General features: G+C 61.8%; 14 protein-coding genes and 2 pseudogenes. 14 read left to right on the forward strand and 2 right to left on the reverse strand.

The features are described 5' to 3' along the window. Nucleotides 1-73: 73 nt before the first annotated feature. Both panE and HV744_RS03045 read left to right on the forward strand, forming a co-directional pair. Complete coding sequence (gene panE / locus HV744_RS03040; protein ID WP_175148067.1) at nt 74-1,009, forward strand: 2-dehydropantoate 2-reductase; 936 nt, start codon at nt 74-76, stop codon at nt 1,007-1,009. Between the two features lie 86 nt (nt 1,010-1,095). Beyond that, nucleotides 1,096-1,395 (forward strand): hypothetical protein, encoded by a 300-nt coding sequence (locus tag HV744_RS03045; protein ID WP_175148068.1) that lies wholly within the window; start codon nt 1,096-1,098, stop codon nt 1,393-1,395. Nucleotides 1,396-1,490: 95 nt separating this feature from the next. On the opposite strand, the pseudogene HV744_RS03050 reads toward HV744_RS03045, so the two are convergent. Continuing rightward, nucleotides 1,491-1,640 (reverse strand): annotated as a pseudogene (locus HV744_RS03050) (ABC transporter substrate-binding protein); the annotation flags it as partial. A gap of 458 nt (nt 1,641-2,098) precedes the next feature. On the opposite strand from HV744_RS03050, the gene HV744_RS03055 reads away from it, so the two are divergent. The 4 genes from HV744_RS03055 (at nt 2,099) to HV744_RS03070 (ending at nt 5,443) form a co-directional block, all read left to right on the forward strand. Then, a complete protein-coding gene (locus HV744_RS03055; protein WP_175148069.1) occupies nt 2,099-2,470 on the forward strand; it encodes a hypothetical protein in 372 nt (123 codons plus the stop codon). Nucleotides 2,471-2,680: 210 nt separating this feature from the next. Beyond that, nucleotides 2,681-3,052 carry a hypothetical protein gene (locus HV744_RS03060; protein WP_175148070.1) on the forward strand — a complete coding sequence of 124 codons (372 nt, stop codon included), beginning with the start codon at nt 2,681-2,683 and terminating at the stop codon, nt 3,050-3,052. After that, on the forward strand, nt 3,052-3,615 hold the full coding sequence (locus HV744_RS03065) for a lysozyme (RefSeq protein WP_175148071.1): 564 nt from the start codon (nt 3,052-3,054) through the stop codon (nt 3,613-3,615). Before HV744_RS03060 ends, HV744_RS03065 begins: the two co-directional genes overlap by 1 nt. 823 nt (nt 3,616-4,438) lie before the next feature. Then, the gene (locus tag HV744_RS03070; protein WP_175148072.1) at nt 4,439-5,443 is read left to right on the forward strand and encodes a C-terminal binding protein; all 1,005 of its coding nucleotides are present in this window, start codon (nt 4,439-4,441) and stop codon (nt 5,441-5,443) included. A 219-nt stretch (nt 5,444-5,662) separates the two neighbouring features. Here HV744_RS03070 and HV744_RS37100 read toward each other — a convergent pair. Continuing rightward, nucleotides 5,663-5,845 (reverse strand): annotated as a pseudogene (locus tag HV744_RS37100) (carboxymuconolactone decarboxylase family protein); the annotation flags it as partial. Between the two features lie 102 nt (nt 5,846-5,947). On the opposite strand from HV744_RS37100, the gene pdxR reads away from it, so the two are divergent. From pdxR to HV744_RS03115, 8 genes are all read left to right on the forward strand, one after another. Beyond that, complete coding sequence (pdxR, locus tag HV744_RS03080) at nt 5,948-7,429, forward strand: MocR-like pyridoxine biosynthesis transcription factor PdxR (protein WP_175148073.1); 1,482 nt, start codon at nt 5,948-5,950, stop codon at nt 7,427-7,429. Nucleotides 7,430-7,599: 170 nt separating this feature from the next. Continuing rightward, the gene (locus tag HV744_RS03085) at nt 7,600-9,654 is read left to right on the forward strand and encodes a bifunctional 2',3'-cyclic-nucleotide 2'-phosphodiesterase/3'-nucleotidase (RefSeq protein ID WP_175148209.1); all 2,055 of its coding nucleotides are present in this window, start codon (nt 7,600-7,602) and stop codon (nt 9,652-9,654) included. Next, nucleotides 9,651-10,397 (forward strand): tetratricopeptide repeat protein, encoded by a 747-nt coding sequence (locus HV744_RS03090; RefSeq protein ID WP_175148074.1) that lies wholly within the window; start codon nt 9,651-9,653, stop codon nt 10,395-10,397. Before HV744_RS03085 ends, HV744_RS03090 begins: the two co-directional genes overlap by 4 nt. Nucleotides 10,398-10,843: 446 nt before the next feature. Then, complete coding sequence (locus HV744_RS03095) at nt 10,844-11,296, forward strand: HU family DNA-binding protein (protein ID WP_007177969.1); 453 nt, start codon at nt 10,844-10,846, stop codon at nt 11,294-11,296. Nucleotides 11,297-11,677: 381 nt separating this feature from the next. Then, nucleotides 11,678-13,087 carry a circularly permuted type 2 ATP-grasp protein gene (locus tag HV744_RS03100; RefSeq protein WP_175148075.1) on the forward strand — a complete coding sequence of 470 codons (1,410 nt, stop codon included), beginning with the start codon at nt 11,678-11,680 and terminating at the stop codon, nt 13,085-13,087. A 161-nt stretch (nt 13,088-13,248) separates the two neighbouring features. Next, complete coding sequence (locus HV744_RS03105; protein ID WP_175148076.1) at nt 13,249-14,199, forward strand: alpha-E domain-containing protein; 951 nt, start codon at nt 13,249-13,251, stop codon at nt 14,197-14,199. A gap of 12 nt (nt 14,200-14,211) precedes the next feature. Then, complete coding sequence (locus HV744_RS03110; RefSeq protein ID WP_175148077.1) at nt 14,212-15,039, forward strand: transglutaminase family protein; 828 nt, start codon at nt 14,212-14,214, stop codon at nt 15,037-15,039. Between the two features lie 168 nt (nt 15,040-15,207). Beyond that, nucleotides 15,208-16,080, forward strand: coding sequence for a proteasome-type protease (locus HV744_RS03115; RefSeq protein WP_175148078.1), 873 nt, complete (start codon nt 15,208-15,210; stop codon nt 16,078-16,080). The last annotated feature ends 46 nt before the right edge of the window (nt 16,081-16,126 follow it).

Here is a 16,126-nt window from a genome sequence, read left to right on the forward strand (position 1 = left end):
ACTGCGTACGCGCCCGGCAAGTCTCCGCTGCCAGGCGCGGCGCGCGTGACCGACATCTATCAAGAGGCCAAAGATGCGAATTCTAGTAGTAGGGGCGGGCGCGGTGGGTGGTTACTTCGGCGGGCGTCTCGCGGCGGTGGGTCAGGACGTGACCTTCCTCGTGCGCGCAGGCCGGGCGGAAAAGCTGCAGCGTGACGGACTCGTCATCAGCAGCCCGCGCGGCGACCTCAAGCTGCACGGCATCAAGACGATTCTAGCGGGCGTCAGCGCCGAGCCGTTCGATCTGGTGCTGCTCAGTTGCAAAGCCTACAGTCTCGACGATGCCATCGATTCCTTCGCGCCGCTGGTCGGCGAGTCGACGCTGATTCTGCCGATGCTAAACGGCATGCGCCATATCGACGTGCTCACCGAAAAGTTCGGCGCGTCGCGCGTACTGGGCGGTCAATGCGTGATCGCCGCGACGCTCAACGCCGAGCAGCACATCGTGCATCTGAACGACATGCACGCGGTCACTTTCGGCGAGCTGGCGGGCGGCATATCGGAACGCGTGCAGGCGATTGACGACGCGATGGCCGGCGCAAATTTCGATGTGTCGGTCAGCGACAGCATTCTGCTGCGCATGTGGGAGAAGTGGGTGTTCCTCGCCACCCTGGCGGCGAGCACGTGCCTGATGCGTGGTTCGGTCGGCGATATTCTGGCTGCGCCGGACGGCAAGCGCGTGATCGAGAATCTGTTGGGCGAGTGCCGCGCGGTGGCCGAGCATAACGGCTTCACGATGGGCCCGGACTTCGACGCCCGCGCCACCCAGACGCTGTTCACGCCCTCGCCGCTGACCGCGTCGATGCTGCGGGATGTGGAAAGTCACTCGCATACCGAGGCCGATCACATTTTCGGCGATCTGATCTCGCGCGGCGGCGACGCGCAAAAGGGCGAGCACGGCGTGTCGCTGCTGCGCATCGCCTATAGTCATCTGAAAACGTATGAAGCGCGTCAGACCCGCACGTCCTGATTGATGGACGCGGCTGGCGCGGCTCGCGCGGTAACGCAACGGATTGAGAAGTACCGCCATCGCAGCCTAACGATCGGAGGTGAAGCATGCCGAGTCCAACCGGATCGGTGCCCGCGCTCAGTGCCGCTTCGGCAACCATCTTCTCGATCGGCATTGTCTTTCTTGGCTACTGGGGTCTGTATGAGCCGACGAAGTGGCGTGTCGTCGACATCGTGGTCTTCGTGTCCGCGCTGATCGGCTTCGGCTGCCTCGGGCTCGTGCCGTGGATGGCGACGAGCCCGGTCGAACCGGAAAATAGCGACGTCCGCATCCGCGTCGCGCGGCGTTTGTTTCTCACCGGTGTGATCGCGATCTGGCTTGCGGTGGCGATTTCGGTGGTGTTCTGAACTGAGCTTCGCTCGCGTCTCGCGTCCAGCAAAAAAACGCGCGCCTTGCAGCAACAAGGCGCGCGTTTTTCGTTGAACGTTCAAGCGAGGCGTGCTCAGCGCTCGATCTGCCGGTTCCAGCGCGTGTCCCACTGCGCGCGGTGCGCATTGATCGTGTCCCAGTCAACCACCGTCACCTTGCGCACCAGTTCGTCGACGTTGCCGAGGCTTTGCTGCATCGGCGGCGCCATCTTCGCGAGACGGTCATCACGAAGGCGGCACTTCGTCGGGAGCGTCTGGATCGCACACACTGCGCGCAGTGCGTCGCTCAGGAAGTCTTCTTCGGTGGCCATGAATTCCGAGTGTGTCGGGTTCCAATTCGTCGGGATTGAATAGGCCGCGCGCCTTCTGGTGGCTGTCACCATCAGGCCCAGTGCCTTGGGGGGCCACGTGACGCGGATGGCCGGGGCGTTGTCCGCTTGGATGCTTGAACTCGGGCCAATACTCGTTGAGCGTAGGAGACGGGTTGGTGTGCGTTTGCGGACAGTTTCGGTAGACCTCTAAGTGGATGCTTTGCGATATCGCAAAGTTTTGCGACGTTTGGAGTATCTCCTCATGCGCGACAGATAGACCTGACAATTCTTTGCAGAATACCTATGGACACCCAATCAAGGAAGTGCAGACAATCTGCCGCTCGCCTCTCGCGCGTCACAGGAGAATAAGTTTGGCTGGACACACACACGATAGCTGTCCGTATCTCATCCACTCATCGCTGAACCTCTATGCGATGGTGTGCAAGCAGCTTGAAAATCCGCCGCAGGCTCACGAAAGCAATTTCCGCAACGACATGCAGGCAATTTGTCACGGAAAGCCCAATGACCTGATGATCTGCACTTACCTTAGTCCGCTCGATGCGGTAATGGGATCGCTTGGGTTGTGTGGGGAAGATGACTATTTCTGGCCGCTTGATCTTCGCTGCCTGGACACTCGCGCTCTGATTCATGGCACAACGGATGCCCAAGGGCGCACGGAGCGGCACGCGACTGACATCGCAGAAAGCACCCATGTATTCCTGGGTCACAGGTCGAGGATATAAGCGATGTCATTTTTTTATGCGGCAGTGGAAGGCGATCCGCTCGACAGTGGGACAGAGAGCCATGTTATTTCGACCGCTAACGTCGGCACGATTGCAGACGGGACCGGCAGACCTCGCAGGATGGCGTTTATAGGCGACGCCGCATGGTGTGCTGCGTGCAAGAGCATGGGCGTAATCGTGGGCGGCGCGCCTGTGCGTGCGGGCGGGCGCATGGTGGACAACGTGAATGGCGGCAGACTCCAGGCAGTGGGCGGCGATGAGATTCATTGCAAATGCGCGCAAGCCCCGCGGATCATCGCGGTATATGGGCGCAGCTGGACCATCCAGAACAACAGCGATAGCGAAACAAGGACTGTCGCGAGCCGTGCTACCTCTCAAAGCGCACCATCCGTCATTTACGACGAACAGTTCACGCTAAAGGACGGCAACGGCATGCCGCTGCCCGATACCTACTACACGATCCGATTGCCTTCGGGCGAGCTGGCGCACGGCGTAACCGACTCACAGGGGCGCACGGAACGCTATCCGACTAGCGACGCTCAGCAGATTTCCATTCCAGTTGGTCACAATCGGGAGCATTAATGTCTGAGCCACTTGGCAGTGCCGTAACGAATACAGATCCAAATTCGTGTGTAACAGTTCAATGTGCACGAATCGGAAAGCCGTGGCATATCTCGCCGCGCGGCATCGAGTTCACGGCTCAATGGGAGGCATTTCGTGCACAAATGTACGATCACGATGGTGCTGGAGGCGGCGGTAATACAACGATTGGATACGGGCACCTTGTCCATATGGGGACAATATCCGGTGCACCATCTGAAGCGCCATATTTTAATGGCATTACTGAGGTTCAAGCCAGGCAATTACTTCATCATGACGTATGTGAGGCTGAGCGAATCGTAAATAATAGAATCTATGTTCCTCTGTTTCAGTATGAATACGATGCAATTGTTGATTTTATCTATAATCATCGAAGCCATAATGATGATTTCTTTGCTCTCGTCAATTCCGGACATTACGATCAAGTGCCAGCGGCATTTTCGCAGTACACAAGCGCTCACGGCGCGCATCCGTTAGGGTTGGTTAGGCGCCGTCGAGCCACAGGTCGTTTATTTGCCACTGGGAATTATGATGCGAATCACTAAAGTAGCACTGTTACTGGTCCTGGTGTGCGCGACTTCAACTGCGTTTGCCGACGCTAGTTGCGAAGCAAAGGCGAAGACGCGTGATGACTATCTTGCGTGTACGAATACAGACACAAAAAATATTTTGAGCGATGCGGAAAAGCTTTATCAAAATCTCCGATCCAATTTAAAGGATGAGAAATTGGTAGAGCTGGAGCGGAATCACGAAATATGGAGGAATAAATTGCAATCCGATTGCAAGTTATTCGGAATTGCATTCAATGACTGGACGGATAATTATATGCCAGACACTGATTTTCAGGTGGCTGCATGCAAGGAGGATGTCGTCAAGCGACAACTTGAATTTTATGAGTGGCTATCTTGTCCCGGTGATATGGAGTCGTCCAAAAGCCCAAAATGTTCAACAATAAAACGGGTTCTTGGTCATGAAGCCCGTTAGCTTCGCAATTGTACCGTTGTGCTTCACTTTCGCCGCGCCCTTATTTGCGAAGACGATATATCGGATGAGTTCGATTACAAAAAGATCGAATCGTCGTCCCGGTATTTTGCCGGACGCACTCGCGCTGAGATTGACCACTTGTGCAAGACTGATGAGCACGCGGCCACAATGGATTTGTCTGCTTGCGCCCAATTGCGCTTTGAGGGGGCTATTATTGATTTCTGGGATTGCATGACTCAAATAACAAGGCGTCGTCTTGATGATTTAACCAAGCCGAACGCGGACGATTGATCGAAGTCACGCGTCAATTCGGCGGGGTTAAATCGATCCAGATCTGGAAAAAACAACGCACCGTCGCGGGGCGTTTCACTTTGAGTTCAAAACATGACTAAAACTTTCGGCACAAACCCGGTTCCCGTGGTGGGCATCATTGAACCGGGCTATGCCGACTACACCATCGAGCGAACCGTGCTGGCCCAGATCGGCGCGCAAGTGCGCAGCCTTCAATGGGGCACAAACCGGGCTGATCTGCTCAATCAGCTTGAGCAGGTCGATGTAGTACTGGTGCGCGATGTGCCGCTCAACGCGGAAGCGATTGCCCGCATGAAGCCAGGTAGCGGCATCGTCCGCTACGGCGTGGGAGTCGATACCGTCGATCTCGATGCCGCCACCGCCCGGGGTATCCGGGTGGCCAATGTGCCTGACTACGGCGCCGATATCGAGGTGAGCGACCACGCAGCCGCGCTTACGCTCGCGCTCGCGAGGCGCATCGTTTCGCGACACGGGCAGGTGATGCAGGGTCAGTGGAACATCGGGCAACGTGAACCGATCTTCCGGCTCGCCGGTTCCACGTTGGGCCTGATTGGATTCGGCCGGATAGCGCGTGCCTACCTGGCCAGAATGCGGGCCTTCGGAATCCGCGAAGTGCTGGTGCATGACCCTTTCGTCAGTGCCATAGAACTGGCTCAACACAAGGTCGTCGGCGTTGATGCCGACGAGATATTTCGCCGCGCCCGGATCATTTCGCTTCATGCCCCCGCTTCGGCTGCGAATCATCATCTGGTCAACGAGCGCACGCTGGACCTGATGCGCCCGGATGCCTGCCTCATCAACACCTCGCGTGGCGCGCTGGTCGATACGGCTGCGCTGGCGCAGGCGCTGGCCGAGCGCAAGATATTTGGCGCGGCGCTCGATGTTCAGGAAGTCGAACCGATGCCCGACACGTCGCCATTGCGTGAGCTGCCCAACGTGATCTTGAGTGACCACGTAGGCTGGTACTCGGAGGCGAGCGTGGCAAGTCTTCAGGAAGGCGCGGCCCTGGCCGCGCTCGAAATTCTCACGACCGGTACTCCGACCAACTGGGTAAACCGCTGGTCGAGCAAGCAATAAGCCCCAAGCATTTCCCGCGCAACTCAATAACAATCTGGAGACTCACCAGCAGTACTAACGCGGGAATGATGGCCCTGGCAGGCATCCTCCTGGTGGGCGGAATGCTTGCCCTGCTGGCAGTTCCAGCCCGGCTGGTCAACAAGTAGTAACGTTTGCGCCGGAATGCGGTGCCCCCTTTGCATCGCGATTCCTTTACGCGTCGATCCGTGTTTCACGCTGTTCGGTGAGACGCGGCTTCACCGCTTCCCACACCGCGTCGGGCACATGCGTTTGCGCGACCAGCGTCACCGCTTCGCTCCATTCGAGCGCCGCGCGTTCGCGCCCGGTGAAGAACGGCGCTTCGCGCCACGCCGCCACCGTGGCGAGACGCCGCTCGGTTTCGCCGTGCTTGCGCGCGTTCCTGATCGTAAATGTCCGCTCCGATGGCGGCGACGGAGGTAAGCTTACGTCTGCCATTGGTCTTTCGAAATAACCATTTCCCGGATATTTGAGGTAACCACTCGAATGGACATCCATATCGCGGTCGAAGGGCATCACGATCTGTCCGGACAGATCTATCGGCAGTTGCGCGCCGGCATACTCGAAGGGCGCCTGGCAGGCGGCATGCGGCTGCCGTCCACGCGCGATCTCGCGACGCAACTGGGCGTGTCGCGCAAGACCACGCTCGACGTCTTCGAGCGGCTGCTCTCCGAAGGCTATCTGAGCGCGCGCGCCGGTTCGGGCACCTTCGTCGCGGACGGCCTCGAGCGTCTGCCGGTGGAGCGCCCCGCACAGGCGCGGGCCGCCGAGTCGTCACGCGAGCAGGCGAAGTCGAAGGCCAAAGCCGCTGCCGCGCGCGCCCAGCCGCTGTGGGAGCAGATGCCCGAGAGCTTTCCGCTGCCGCGGCCGTCGGTGCCGTCGCCGCAAGATTTCGTCGGCGGCGCGACCGACAAGGCGCTGTTCCCCTTCGACGTCTGGCGCCGCTGCGTGAATCACGCGTTGCGTGCGCAAGCGCGCGGTCCCGGCACGTATCGCGAGGTGGCTGGCGAACAGGAGCTGCGTCTCGCGATCTCGCGCTACCTCGCGTTCAACCGCGCGGTGTCGAGCAACTGGGAAGACGTGATCGTGACGCAAGGCGCGCAGCACGCGCTCGATCTGATGGCGCGCATCACCTTGCGGCCGGGCGAAGTCGCCGCCATCGAAGACCCCGGCTATCCGCCTGCGCATGCGTGCTTCACGGCCACCGGCGCGCGCGTCGTGCCGGTGCCGGTGGACCGCGAAGGGTTGATCGTCAGCAAGCTGCCGGACAAGGCGCGGCTCGTCTACGTGACGCCGTCACATCAGTTTCCGCTCGGCATGCCGATGAGCCTGGAGCGTCGCGTCGAGCTGCTCGAATGGGCGCAGAAGCGCGGCGCGGTGATCATCGAGGACGACTACGACTGCGAGTACCGCTTCGAAGGCCGGCCGATGGAGCCGCTGAAAAGCCTCGACCGCGCCGGACTGGTCGCCTACGTGGGCACCTTTTCAAAGACGATCTTTCCGGAACTGCGGGTGGGTTACCTGGTGCCGCCGGCATCGCTCTATGGTCCGCTCGTCAAGGCGCGCCAGATTGCCGACTGTCACGGCTGCACGCTTACGCAAACGGCGCTCGCGTCGTTCATACTCAACGGCGACTTCGCCAGGCACCTGCGGCGCATGCACAAGATCTACGCGCAACGTCGCGCGATGCTGCTCGACCATCTGCGCGGCGACCTCGCGCGCTGGTTCGAACTGATCGTGCCGACCGCGGGCATCCACATGGCGGCGCGTCTGCGCGCGCCGTTGACGGAGGAGGTACTCGTGAGCGCGGCGCGCGAAGCGTCGATCGGGCTCTATGGGCTCGCGCCGTTTTATCTGCACGCGCAGCCGCAACCCGGGTTGATGTTCGGCTACGGCAGCATCGCGGTCGAACATATCGACGCGGCGCTCACGACACTCGCCCGCATCCTGCCGCGCGTTGCGCCATGACGGCGCGAACAGTCATCCAGATTACTTGAGCCTATCTGACGCCATACAGATTGGTGTCACAAAGCCACCGTACTCTTGCGCCTCTGTAATTGTTTGTAAGGCAAGCCGGCCGTTTGGCCCGGCTCGATCACACGACAAAACGGAGGGGCGTAAGAATGAGACTGATGTTGATGAGAGGGAAGCGGCTGCGCACACGCAGCGCGATCGGCACGCTGGGTGCGTTGAGCACACTCGGCGCAATCGGCATGACGGCATGCAGCAGTAGCATCGACACGCCGCCGGCGCAGGTAGCCAACGGCACGACCGCGACGCTGGCGTTGCTGGAAACCACCGACATTCACACCAACCTGCTCAGCTACGACTACTACAAGCTGGCCGAAGACAAGTCGCTCGGACTGGAGCGCACGGCGACGCTGATCGCCGCAGCGCGCAAGGAATTCCCCAACACGATGTTGCTCGACGACGGCGACACGATCCAGGGCACCGCGCTCGCCGACTATCAGGCGCAGGTCGCGCCGGTCGATTGCAAGACCACGCTGGGTGTCTACAAGGTGATGAACCTGCTGAAGTACGACGCGGGCACGATCGGCAATCACGAATTCAACTACGGCCTGCCGTTCCTCGCGCAGGTCACCGGCAGCGCGTTCGACGTGCCGAACATGAGCCCGGTGGCTTCGCAGCCGGCATGCGCGGGGCCGAACTTTCCGCTGGTGCTGTCCAACGTGCTCGGCGCGAAATCGCAGCAGCCGATCTTCAAGCCGTACACGATTCTCGAACGTACGCTGAGCGCCACCACGCCCGACGGCAAGACCGTCACCGTGCCGGTCAAGGTCGGCGTGATCGGCTTCACACCGCCCGCGATCATGGCGTGGGACAAGCGCTGGCTCGACCGTAACGTTTACACGCAGGGACTGGTGGAAAGCGCAGCGAAGTACGTGCCGGAAATGAAGGCGAAGGGCGCGCAGATCATCGTCGCGATGTCGCATGGCGGGCTCGACAATTCCACCTACTCGCCGTCGATGGAAAACGGCAGCTACTACCTGTCCAAAGTGGCCGGCATCGACGCGATGCTGATCGGCCACTCGCACCAGGTGTTCCCCGACAAAAACAGCACAGTCGCGCAATTCAACCTGCCTGGCGTCGACAAGGTGAAGGGCACCGTCAACGGCGTACCGACCGTGATGGCGAATTTCTGGGGCAAGCATCTCGGTGTGATCAAGCTCGCGCTGAACTACACGAACGGCACGTGGACGGTAGACCGCAGCGCCAGCACCGCTGAAGCGCGCTCGATCCAGAATGCGGACAAGACGTATGTGACGGTCGACCCGGCGATCTCGCAGGCGATCGCCGCCGAACACGCCGCGACCATCAACTACGTGAAGACGCCGGTCGGCACGACGGACTTCCGCATGACCACGTACTTCGCCGATGTCGGCGACGTGTCGGCGATCGAGATCGTCAACCAGGCGCAGGCGGCCTACGTGCAGGACTACATCGCCGCGAATCTGCCGCAATATGCGGGGCTTCCGGTGCTGTCGGTGAGCGCGCCGTTCAAGAGCGGTTTCGGCGGCGGCAACGATTTCACCGATGTCGCGCAAGGCAATGTCGCCATCAACAACGCGGCCGACCTGTACCTCTATCCGAACACGATCTATGCGGTGAAGGTCACGGGCGCCGAGCTGAAGGCCTGGCTCGAAACCGCGGCGCAGCGCTTCAACAAGATCGATCCGGCCAACACGGCGGCGCAGGCGCTGGTCAGCACCTATCCGGGCTATAACTTCGACATGATCACGTCGAAGGATTTCAGCTACGAGATCGACGTCACACAGGCGGTCGGCAGCCGGATTCGCGACCTGAAATACCAGGGCGCGGCGATTTCGGATACGCAGTCGTTCATCGTCGCGACCAACAACTATCGCGCGAGCGGCGGCGGCAATTTCCCGGGGCTCGACGGCAGCAAGACGATTTACGCGTCGCCGGATGCGAGCCGCGACGTGTTGATCGCCTATATCAAGAAGGTGCAGGCGATCAAGGCGGCGAGCAACGGCAGCGATCGCAGCTGGCACTTCACGAAGGTGGCGACAACCGGCCCGGTGACGTTCACGTCGGCGCCGAACCTCGTCGCGCTCGCACAAGCCGACGGCATCGCCAACGTCAGCCAGATCAAGGCCGACGACGGCAGCGGCAAGGGACTCGCGGTCTACTCGGTGGACCTCAGCCAATGAGAGCGCGCGCTTTCCTCGCGGTGACGGCGGCAGTCGCGATCTCGGCCGGGGCGCTCGCGACCATGGCGGCCACGCGCGTCAGCAACGTGCAGATCGACGACTGGCAGATGCAGGGCACGGCCACGCACGCGGCCGCGCCGGTGTGGCGGCTGCGTCTGAGCGCGGCGCTCGGCAACGCGGTCGCGCGTGAGGCGCTCGCCGACGTGCTGGTGAGTTCGGCGGTGTTCGAGGAGCGCTTCGAAGGCGTCGGCTTATACCGGCAACTGGCGCTCGACGGCGTGCCGCGCGCGCAAGCCACGTTGGGGCATCTGTTGTTGCTCGGCCTGCCTGGCATCGTACCGGACTATGTGGAAAGCCGCCGGTGGCTGACACTCGCGGCGTCGCGTGAGCCGCGCGATGCCCAGGCCGCGTACGATCTCTCGACGCTTTATCGCAATGGCTACGGCGTGACGCGTGACGCTGGCCTGGCGATTCGCTGGCTCGAACAGGCGGCGCAAGCCGGTCTGCCGCTTGCGCAATTCCGGCTCGCCAACGAGTACCGTTTCGGCGCGACGCTGCCGCACGACGACGCGTTAGCGCTGCAATGGCTCACGCGCGCGGCCAATGCGGAGTTTCCCGAGGCCAACCTCGCGCTGGCGATCGCGTATCGCAACGGCGAGCTCGGCATGGCGCGCGACGAAAACGAATACTGGGCTCACGTGAAGGAAAGCGAGCACGATCTCAAGCACGTCAGCCGGCAGTAGTCGTCTCGCATGGAGAACCGTCTGCGCTTCTCTGTCGCAGCGCGAATCGGACAGCCCCCGCAGCGCTTTTCGCTGCGGGGGCTGTTGTTTTCCGCGGCGTGAAGTGTGCGAGGCTCGTCATCGGGAGAGACTCGGCAAGAGCGCTTTGCGTGATCGCAAAGCGCTCGCCGCAACCCTGTCCCGAAGATGAAAAGTGCCTGTATACAGGCATCGAAACGAACTGTAACGTGCGTTACGTGTTCGTGTTGCGGACCTCGCCGACACACGTTTATCCGCTAAAACAAGCATCAAAATGTGTTGCGGAGTCTGCGCCGCGCAACAAACCTGTGCGCTTATTCACAAAAGAGTCGCGCAAATCGCATTAGCGCTTGTAGAATCCGGCGTTGAAGCGTGCACATACCGTGTGCGCTTCGTGCAATTCACTGACCACAACAGGTAGGAGAAACATGCCGACTTCCGCAAAAAAGGTGGCCAAGAAGGCTGCTGCCCCGGTACCGACCAAGAAGGTTGCTGCAAAGAAAGTTCCTGCGAAGAAGGCCGTCGCAGCTAAGAAGGTCGCCGTGAAGGCGTCCAGCGCACCGTCGCCGATCAAGGACACCTTCACGAAGGCCTCGTTGGCTGCTCACGTCGCTGAACGCGCCGCTGTGGAACCGAAGACCGCCAAGGCCGTGCTGGCCGCGCTCGAAGACACGATCCTCGGCGCCGTGCACAAGAAGGGCGCTGGCGAATTCACGCTGTCGGGTCTTCTGAAGATCGTCGTGCAAGCTGTGCCGGCGAAGAAGAAGCGCTTCGGCAAAGACCCGTTCTCGGGCGAAGAGCGTTGGTTCCCGGCCAAGCCGGCTAGCGTGCGCATCAAGGCACGTCCGCTGAAGAAGCTGAAAGACGCTGCAGCAGGCTGATCGCGCATCACGCGTTGCCGTGGTTTTTAACCATGGCTTTTGACCATGGTTTTTGACCATGATTAGCGTTTGAGCCGGTCCGCAGTGCGAGTAGTCCGAATCCCCGTGGGTGCGAATCCACGGGGATTTTTTATGTACGCTCCCTGGCTGGCGAATCCCGCTCGCGTGCATCGCAGTGCCGCGGATGCACCGTACTAGCGCATCATTGGCCGCCGCAGTACGATGACAGCGAAGCCATGCCGGCCGGGATGCGCAGTTAGCGTGCATGCAGCGTGTTTCGCACGCCAAAATCTCAATGGCATAGCGCTTGCTTGATCGATTGTCGAACACCGAATGCGCAGCGCATTCGCCTTCTATCCGACAACAAGAGCGGGGCGTGACATGCGATGCTATGACGAGATGCGTCATCATGACGATGCCGTGCGGCCACACTACGCGCGCTTTGAGCGATGGTTGGTCAAGCAGGGCAACGAGGCGATCGCACGCAAGCGTGCGGAAGCCGACCTGCTGTTTCGCCGGGTCGGCATCACATTCGCGGTGAACGGCGACTTGTCGGGCACCGAGCGGCTGATCCCTTTCGATCTGATCCCGCGCATCATTCCGCGCGGCGAGTGGCAGACGCTCGAAGCGGGTCTGCGTCAGCGGGTGCAGGCGCTCAATCTGTTCATCCACGACGTCTATCACGATCGCAACATCGTGCGCGCCGGCATCGTGCCGGCCGAGCAGGTCTATACCAATGCGCAGTACCGGCCGGAGATGCAGGGCGTGAATGTGCCGCTCGGTGTTTACGCGCATATTGCCGGTGTCGACGTGGTGCGCGCCGGCGACGAGGGCGAGTTCTACGTGCTCGAAGACAATCTGCGGGTGCCGTCGGGCGTGTCGTACATGCTCGAAAACCGCAAGATGATGATGCGGCTGTTCCCCGAACTGTTCGTGCAGAACCGCATCGCGCCGGTCGCGCACTATCCCGATCTGCTGCTCGATACGCTGCGCTCGGTCGCGCCCGAAGGCGTCGACGATCCGGTCGTGGTGGTGCTCACGCCGGGCATGTACAACTCCGCGTATTTCGAGCACACCTTCCTCGCGCAGCAAATGGGCGTGGAACTGGTCGAAGGCAAGGACCTGTTCGTCGACGACAACTATGTGTTCATGCGTACCACCCAGGGGCCGAAGCGGGTCGACGTGATCTACCGCCGCGTCGACGACGACTTTCTCGATCCGCTCGCGTTCCGCAACGACTCGGCGCTCGGCGTGCCGGGTTTGCTGACCGCGTACCGCGCCGGTCGCGTGGCGCTCGCCAACGCGATGGGCACCGGCATCGCCGACGATAAATCGATCTACCCGTACGTGCCGGACATGATCGAGTTTTACCTCGGCGAAAAGCCGATCCTCAATAACGTACCCACGTTCCAGTGCCGCAAGCCTGACGACCTCGCCTACACGCTCGCGCATCTGCCGGAGCTGGTCGTCAAGGAAGTGCATGGCGCGGGCGGCTACGGGATGCTGGTGGGACCGGCGTCGACGCAAGCCGAAATCGAAGCGTTCCGCGAGCGTCTGATCGCGCGGCCGGCCGGTTATATCGCGCAGCCCACGCTGGCGCTGTCCGCGTGTCCGACGTTTGTCGAAGCGGGCATCGCGCCGCGCCATATCGATCTGCGTCCGTTCGTGCTGTCCGGCAAGACCGTCACGATGGTGGCCGGCGGCCTCACGCGCGTCGCGTTGCAGGAGGGGTCGCTGGTCGTCAATTCGTCGCAGGGAGGCGGGACCAAAGATACGTGGATGGTCGACTGACGCGGTTGTCGATGCGCTCGCCGTTGCCGCTCACCGAGCGGTCAGGCTAGCGCGCTCGCAACCCGGCGCGCCGGGGCAGCACGCCGCCGGCGCATACGGATAACCAGCGCGGGCCTGTTACCTTGCCGAAGGCCTCGCGTCATCAGATACGGAACGCCGTCATGCTAAGCCGCACCGCCGATCACCTTTTCTGGATGGCCCGCTACATGGAGCGCGCGGAGAACACCGCCCGCATGCTCGACATCAATCTGAAGGCGCTGCTGTTGCCGCAGACGCCCGAACAGGAGGCGCGCGCGCAACGTTCGGTGCTGCGCATCTCCGAACTCGAAACCGCGTTCGCGCAGCGCTACGACGAACCGACCCGCGAACACGTGCTCGATTTCATGGTCGCCGACGCGAACAATCCGTCGAGCATCCATTCGTGTTTGCAGGCCGCGCGCGAAAACGCCCGCGCGGTGCGCGGCACGTTGACGACCGAGTGGTGGGAAACCATCAACGACACGTGGCTCGAATTCAACGAGCGCATCTCGTCCGGCCAGGCGGCGAACAATCCGGGCGCGCTGTTCGAATGGGTGAAGTTCCGCTCGCATCTGTCGCGTGGCGTGACGATCGGCACCGCGTTGCAGGACGACGCGTTCTTCTTCACGCAGCTCGGCACCTACCTCGAGCGGGCCGACAACACCGCGCGGATTCTCGATGTGCGCTTCGCGGACGTCGAACCGAATTCCCGCGACGCCGCGCGCCAGCTCGAAGATTTCTATTACTGGACCTCGATTCTGAGCTCGGTGTCGGCGCTGGAAATCTACCGCAAGGTGTATCGCGACGTCGTCACGCCGGCGCGGGTGGTCGAACTGATGATCCTGAACCAGCAGATGCCGAGATCGCTGCTCGCGTCGCTCGAAGGCGTCTGTGCGAATCTGGCGATGCTGCGCACGGCGGGCTCGAACCAGTGTGAACGCTTCGCCGGCAAGCTGCGCGCCGAGCTGGTCTATTCCGACATCCGGCAGATCTTCGAAGCCGGTCTGCACGCCTATCTGACGCAGTTCCTTGCTCGCGTGTTCGAGCTGGGCAATCTGATCGCGCGTACCTATCTGATGCTGCCAGTCGCCTGACGGAGTTTTTATATGTACCTGACGATCCGCCACGACACGTCCTATCGCTACGAAGCGACGGTCCACTATTCGATCCAGCAATTGCGTCTGACGCCGGCGAGCGGCGCCGCGCAGGTGGTGCGGCGCTGGAGCATCGACGCGCCGGGCAAGCTCGACGCGACCTTCGATGCGTACGGCAACGTGCTGCATACGCTCGTGATTAACAAGCCGCACAGCGAGATCCGTCTGCATGTGTCCGGCGAGGTGGACACGATCCCGCTGGTCGACGGTCTGCTGCGCGACGCGGTCGGCCCGATTCCGCTCGAACATTTCACCTGCGCGACGCGGCTGACCGAGGCCGACGCGGCGATCCGCGAACTGGCCCAAGCGGTGCCGAGTCTCGCGAGTTCGGCCAATCTGATCGAGCTGTCCGAACAGATCGTGCAACGCGTGAAGTACAACCCGGGCATCACCGAAGTCACCAGCACGGCCGCTCATGCGCTCGCGCTCGGCAACGGCGTGTGTCAGGACCATGCGCATCTGATGCTGGCGTGCTGCCGCGCGCGCGGCATTCCGGCGCGCTATGTGAGCGGCTACATCGAGCCCGGTGAAGTTCCTCCTGAGGGGACTTCCTCCGGGGCGCCGCACGGCGCGAGCCATGCGTGGGTCGACGTATGGCTCGACGGCAAGGGCTGGATTTCGATCGACGTCACGCACGCCGCGTTTGCCAGCGAAATCTACTGCCGGCTCGCCGTCGCACGCGACTATGAAGCCGCCGCGCCGGTGCGTGGCCGGCGTATCGGCGGGCTGGAGGAGCAGCTGAAAGTGTCGGTGACCGTCACCGCGCAATTGTCCCAGTAGGGGCGGGGGAGGGCGCTTCGCTGACGGCTTGCAGGCAGGCTTGCCAAGGCTCCAGCGAGCGCCCCCCTCACAAACTCCAGATTGGCCCGCAAAGGCCGTAATACGGAACAGAGGCGCATGCGTGCGGCATTACAATAGCGCTGTTCAGTTGTTTTTTGCGGGTACCTTATGACCTACTGTGTCGCGATGGCCATCGACGAAGGGCTCGTGTTCCTGTCGGACACGCGCACCAATGCGGGTGTCGATCACATCAGCACCGCGCGCAAGATGGCGGTGTTCGAGCAGCCGGGCGAACGCATGCTCGTGCTGCTGGGCGCCGGCAATCTGTCGCTCACGCAAGCGGTGCTGCACGAACTGTCCGAGCCCATCGATCCCACTGTGCCGACGCTCTGGAGCGCCCCCACGATGGCCGACGCGGCCCGCGTGGTCGGCCGCGCGGTGCGTTGCGTGCATCAGCGCGAGGCGCAGGCGTTGCAGGAATTCGGCGTCGACTTCAATTGCAGCTTCATTCTCGGCGGACAGATCGCGGGCAACCGGCCGCGCCTGTTCATGCTCTACTCGGCGGGCAACTTCATCGAAGCGTCGGCTGTGAACCCGTATTTCCAGATCGGCGAGGCCAAGTACGGCAAGCCGATCATCGATCGCGTGCTGACACCGTCCACGCCGCTCGACGAAGCCGCCAAGTGCGCGCTGATCTCGATGGATTCGACGCTGCGCTCGAACCTGTCGGTGGGCTTGCCGCTCGATCTGCTGGTGTACGAGAAGGACGCGCTGCGCGTCACGCGCTACGTTTCGATCGATCACAACAATGCGTACTTCGAGATGATTCACAGCACGTGGGGCGAGCAGTTGCGCCAGGTGTTCGGTTCGATTCCCGATCCGGACTGGCAGGATTCGCCCGATGTGTCGGTGTTGCAGCGGGAGCGGTCGCTGGTGCTGCATCGTGCGCCGGTGGGCGCCGACGGCATCGAGCATGAACTCGATGTGAAGCCCGCGCAGACGCTGGCGCAGGCGGACAAGGGGAAGGCGCAGCGGCGCTAGCGCGTTTGTTGTGCAATGCGAGGGCCGCCGCCGAATCCTGTCGCGG

This window comes from Paraburkholderia ultramafica (assembly GCF_902859915.1).
Lineage (GTDB): Bacteria > Pseudomonadota > Gammaproteobacteria > Burkholderiales > Burkholderiaceae > Paraburkholderia > Paraburkholderia ultramafica.

Coding starts and splice junctions, on each gene's coding strand:
- HV744_RS03065 (WP_175148071.1), top strand. CDS start 3,052: ATGTCTGAGCCACTTGGCAGTGCCGTAACGAATACAGATCCAAATTCG.
- panE (WP_175148067.1), top strand. CDS start 74: ATGCGAATTCTAGTAGTAGGGGCGGGCGCGGTGGGTGGTTACTTCGGC.
- HV744_RS03115 (WP_175148078.1), top strand. CDS start 15,208: ATGACCTACTGTGTCGCGATGGCCATCGACGAAGGGCTCGTGTTCCTG.
- HV744_RS03110 (WP_175148077.1), top strand. CDS start 14,212: ATGTACCTGACGATCCGCCACGACACGTCCTATCGCTACGAAGCGACG.
- pdxR (WP_175148073.1), top strand. CDS start 5,948: ATGGACATCCATATCGCGGTCGAAGGGCATCACGATCTGTCCGGACAG.
- HV744_RS03100 (WP_175148075.1), top strand. CDS start 11,678: ATGCGATGCTATGACGAGATGCGTCATCATGACGATGCCGTGCGGCCA.
- HV744_RS03045 (WP_175148068.1), top strand. CDS start 1,096: ATGCCGAGTCCAACCGGATCGGTGCCCGCGCTCAGTGCCGCTTCGGCA.
- HV744_RS03070 (WP_175148072.1), top strand. CDS start 4,439: ATGACTAAAACTTTCGGCACAAACCCGGTTCCCGTGGTGGGCATCATT.
- HV744_RS03090 (WP_175148074.1), top strand. CDS start 9,651: ATGAGAGCGCGCGCTTTCCTCGCGGTGACGGCGGCAGTCGCGATCTCG.
- HV744_RS03060 (WP_175148070.1), top strand. CDS start 2,681: ATGGTGGACAACGTGAATGGCGGCAGACTCCAGGCAGTGGGCGGCGAT.
- HV744_RS03095 (WP_007177969.1), top strand. CDS start 10,844: ATGCCGACTTCCGCAAAAAAGGTGGCCAAGAAGGCTGCTGCCCCGGTA.
- HV744_RS03085 (WP_175148209.1), top strand. CDS start 7,600: ATGAGAGGGAAGCGGCTGCGCACACGCAGCGCGATCGGCACGCTGGGT.
- HV744_RS03105 (WP_175148076.1), top strand. CDS start 13,249: ATGCTAAGCCGCACCGCCGATCACCTTTTCTGGATGGCCCGCTACATG.